Source organism: Streptomyces glaucescens, from assembly GCF_002154375.1.
Classification (GTDB): Bacteria; Actinomycetota; Actinomycetes; order Streptomycetales; family Streptomycetaceae; genus Streptomyces; species Streptomyces glaucescens.
The window spans coordinates 1-3,872 of record NZ_MUND01000840.1; the positions used below are offsets into that span (position 1 = coordinate 1).

Consider the following 3,872-nt stretch of genomic DNA (forward strand, 5'->3'; position numbering starts at 1 on the left):
AGATGTGTATCAGGGACAGGGTTTGGCCGGTGGGGAGGGGTCAGTCGGCCGAGAGGCGGGTCACCGTGCCGGAACCGGCGGCGCGGCTGTGCCGACGGAAGGCGAAGCGCTGGCCGGACTCCAGCGGGACGGGCCGGTCGAGGGCGATCCGGACGGCGGCCAGGTGGAGCGGTCGCAGTACGTCCAGGCCGGGCGGCAGGGTCACCACGCCCCTGACCGCGCCCGTGCGCAGGTGGCAGTCCAGCGCGTCGCCGGTGCGCACCTCGCCGCCGCCCTCGTCCTCCGCCAGCACGGCGATCTCCGCCGTGAAGACGCCGTGGGCGCGGATCGAGCCCGGTGCCGCGAGCACCTGCCCGCGTTCGGGCCCGCCCGGCACGGCGCCCGGCAGCAGCAGCCCGACGTTCGCGCCCGCGCGGGCCTCGCCGACCTCGAGGCCGCCGTGGCGGATGCCCGCCACGCGGGCGGTCGTCTCGGTGCCGGAACCGACGAGCGCCACCTCCTCGCCCCGGCGGACGCGGCCCCGCTCGATGCGGCCCGACGCCATGACGAGTCTGCCCCGGTTCGGGCGGAAGACGTCCTCGACCGTCATCAGGAACGACGGCCAGGCCTCCGCCATCTACTGCTCCGCCGCCGTCGCCTTGAGCGCCAGCCACAGCTCCATCCGCACGTCCGGATCGTCCAGCGACCGCCCCAGGATCTCCTCCACACGCCGCATCCGGTAGCGGAGCGTGTGGCGGTGGACGCCGAGGTCGGCCGCCGCCGCGTCCCACTGGCCGTGGCGGGACAGCCAGGCGCGCAGGGAGGCGACCAGGTCGCCGCGGCCGGTGGCGTCGTGTTCGTGCAGGGCCCGCAGCAGGCCGTCGGCGAAGGCCCGCACCGCGTCGTCCGCGAGCAGCGGGAGGACCGAGCCGGACGCCAGCTGTTCGTGCTCGACGAGGACGCGGCCCCGGCGGCGGGCCACCGACAAGGACTGCTCGGCCTGCCTGTACGCGGCGGCGGCGGCGATCGGGCCGGCGGGCGCCGACAGGCCGATCACCAGGTCGTCGTCCTTCCCCGCGGGCTGCTCCCGGGCCGCGCCGTCCTTGCTCCGGGCCGCCTCCAGCGCCGCCGCGTGGTCGCCGCAGGCCTGTACGGCCGCGCCGCCGTCCGCCGCCAGCACCACCAGGCGCTCGCCCTCGGTGACGGCCAGCACCGCCTCACCCGCGCGGGCCCCGGCCGCCTCGACGGCATCCGCCAGTGCGGAGACGCTGGCCTCGCCCTCCGCCACGATCATCCGGAACGGGGCGTCCAGCAGCCCGCCGTACAGGTCTCCCGCCACCGCGCGGGCGTGGTCCGGCTCGCCGGCCAGGAGCATCCGCAGCACCGCGGTGCCGAGCCGCTGCTCGGCCGCGTGCAGCGAGCGGGAGCGTTCCGTCGTCAGGGTGAGCAGGGCGATCGCCGAGTGGACCGCGTAGCGCTCGGCCGTGCCGAGGGCCGCCGCCGTGCCGACGGCGAGCGCCGCACGGGGGCGGCGGCCGGTGCCGATGGAGTGGAGTTCGACGCGGTCCTCGTGGTCGGGGCCGCCGACGACCGAGCTGGCGGGGGCCGGGCGGTCCCGCAGGCGTTCCACGTCGGCGGTGAGCCGGGCGGCGCGGCGGACCGCCCAGTCGGGGGCCGCGGCGACGACGGCCCCGGACGCGTCGTAGAGGGCGGCCCAGCCGTCGACCTGGCCGGCGAGCGCGCCGAGCAGGCCTTCGGGGCCGTCGTTCAGGGCCTGCCTGGTCAGTTCGCGCTGGGCGGCGAAGCCCGCGGTGACCGCGCGGTACTGGTCCGCCGCGATGGCGGCCGAGACCTCCTTGGTGATCGCCAGGAAGGGGGTGCGGCGGGGGACCTCGAGGAGCGGCAGGCCCTCCTGCTCCGCCGCGTCGACCAGCGCCCCGGGGATCTCGTCGTAGTTGACGCCGACCGCGAACCCCAGGCCGACCACGCCCGCGCCGGCCAGCCGCCGGACGTAGCGGCGCATGGCCTCGGGGTCCTCCGCGTCCAGCTTGAGCGCGGTGATCAGCAGCAGCTCCCCGCCCTCCATGTACGGCACGGGGTCGGCCAGCTCGCTGACGTGCGCCCAACGGACGGGCACGTCCAGGCGGTCCCCGCCGGCTCGGACGGTCAGCTTGAGCGCCGAGTGGTGGACGAGGGAGGCGAGCGTGGGGGGCATGCGGCCTTCAGCGAGGAGGGGGCGGGTGATCTTTTGGCCGCCGCGTATGAACGGCCCGTACCGATTCTGCCTCACCGTAGGAGAGCCGGCTGCCGCCTCACCCCCGCAGGTCGACCAGCAGCGGCGGCGCGTGCTCGCCCTTGACGTCGGTGAGGGAGAGCACCGCGTGGCCGGGCGGCACCGCGTGCGCCAGCTCCGACGCGGACCAGCGTTCGCGCTCCACCTGGCGGACGGTCACCGCGCGGGCGGTCGGCGCCTTGCCGGTGATCACCCGACGCAGCGCGTGCACGGCCTTCCCGGCGGGGGTCTCGGCGATGATCTGCCGGTCGGTGACGTCCCGGGCCTCGGTCCACTCCTTGCCCCAGACCTCGGCGAAGTCCTGCCCGTCCCAGGGGGTGAGGCCGGACAGCGCCACCCGGCAGCCGGTGGCGCCGAGGAGCGGGCCGCGCAGCGGGCGCGGTACGTCGTCCAGGGTGCGCAGGGTGAGGACGGCGCCCGCGTGCGCCGAGCGCAGCCGCTGGATGCCGCGCACCCCCTCCGGGGTCACCACGCCCGTCGCGTCGTCCAGGATCAGGCAGGCGAACAGCGAGCGGTCCTCCCGCACCGACACACTGGCCGTGAACTGGGCCAGCACCAGCCGGGCCAGCATCCGGGAGGCGTCCGCGTGGCCGCGCGCGGGCAGGTCGATGCGGACCCGGACCGGGTGGTCGAGAGCCTTCAGGGAGAACGGGCGGGACTGGCCGGACGTGTCGAAGAAGCCCGCGAAGGCCGGGCGGTCGAGCAGCGCGATCCGGTCCGCCAGCACCCCGCCGACGTCACCCGGGTGGCCCATCTGGCGCTCCCGCGCGTCCAGCTCCCGCAGCAGCGAGTCCTGCCCGGAGTCCGTGAGACCGGCCCGCAGCCCGGCCAGCGGGCCGGGCGCCCCGTCGAGCAGGGCGCGCAGTTCGGGCACGGAGGGGAAGCGGCCGTGGACCGCGCGGTACGGGCCGAGGAGCTGGGCGAGGACGGTGGTGGAGCGGCGGCTGTCGCTGCCGGGGTGCGGGTCGGCGAGGTCGCCGACCAGGGCTTCGGCCAGTATGGCGGCGGCCTCGTCGGGGTCGGTGGTGCCGCCGTAGAGGTCCAGGTCGTACAGCGACTCCGGGTCGCCGATGCGGACGACGACGTCGTAGGCGTCGGCCGGGCCGAGCCCGGCGCCCGCCGCGCCGACCACCACGACGGCGGCCCGGCCGGCCAGCGCGTGCAGGCACAGCGACTCGGCGAGCGGGCGGACGAGGGTGCCGGTCTTGCCGGAGCCGGCCGGGCCGACGGCGAGCAGTGAGGTGCCGAGCAGTTCGGGGCCGAGGGCGAGGCCGGTGCCGCGGTAGGCGTAGGGGTTGCGGGGGTCGTCGGCGGTGGTGCCGAGCCGCACCTGGCCGGTGAGCAGGTCGTGCCGGGCCTGGCGGCCGGGCAGGTCGCGGGCGCCGGAGGGGTGCGGGCAGGCGGCGGAGCCCTCACGGAGCACCGCGCTGGTGAAGGTGGCCAGGCTGTGCCGGCCGTTGCGCACGCCCTGCCAGGCGCGGGCGATCCGGGCGTGGTCGACGTCCCGCATCAGGCCCTGGCGGGCCTCGGTGGCGAGCCGGGCGGCGGCGTCGGCGGCCCCGGCGGCGCGCAGGGCGGGCCACTCGGCGGGGTCCTCCTC

Annotated in this window: 3 protein-coding genes; all 3 read right to left on the reverse strand. The window is 77.1% G+C overall.

The window, feature by feature from the left end; translation table 11 throughout:
* Positions 1 to 40: 40 nt before the first annotated feature.
* Positions 41 to 616 carry an EF-Tu/IF-2/RF-3 family GTPase gene (locus CCN42_RS38095; protein ID WP_086741814.1) on the reverse strand — a complete coding sequence of 192 codons (576 nt, stop codon included), beginning with the start codon at positions 614 to 616 and terminating at the stop codon, positions 41 to 43.
* A complete protein-coding gene (locus tag CCN42_RS38100; RefSeq protein WP_086741815.1) occupies positions 617 to 2,194 on the reverse strand; it encodes a PucR family transcriptional regulator in 1,578 nt (525 codons plus the stop codon).
* A 97-nt stretch (positions 2,195 to 2,291) separates the two neighbouring features.
* The coding region (locus CCN42_RS38105) for an ATP-binding protein (protein WP_086741816.1) at positions 2,292 to 3,872 on the reverse strand (1,581 nt) is incomplete at its 5' end.

Coding starts and splice junctions, on each gene's coding strand:
- CCN42_RS38095 (WP_086741814.1), bottom strand. CDS start 616: ATGGCGGAGGCCTGGCCGTCGTTCCTGATGACGGTCGAGGACGTCTTC.
- CCN42_RS38100 (WP_086741815.1), bottom strand. CDS start 2,194: ATGCCCCCCACGCTCGCCTCCCTCGTCCACCACTCGGCGCTCAAGCTG.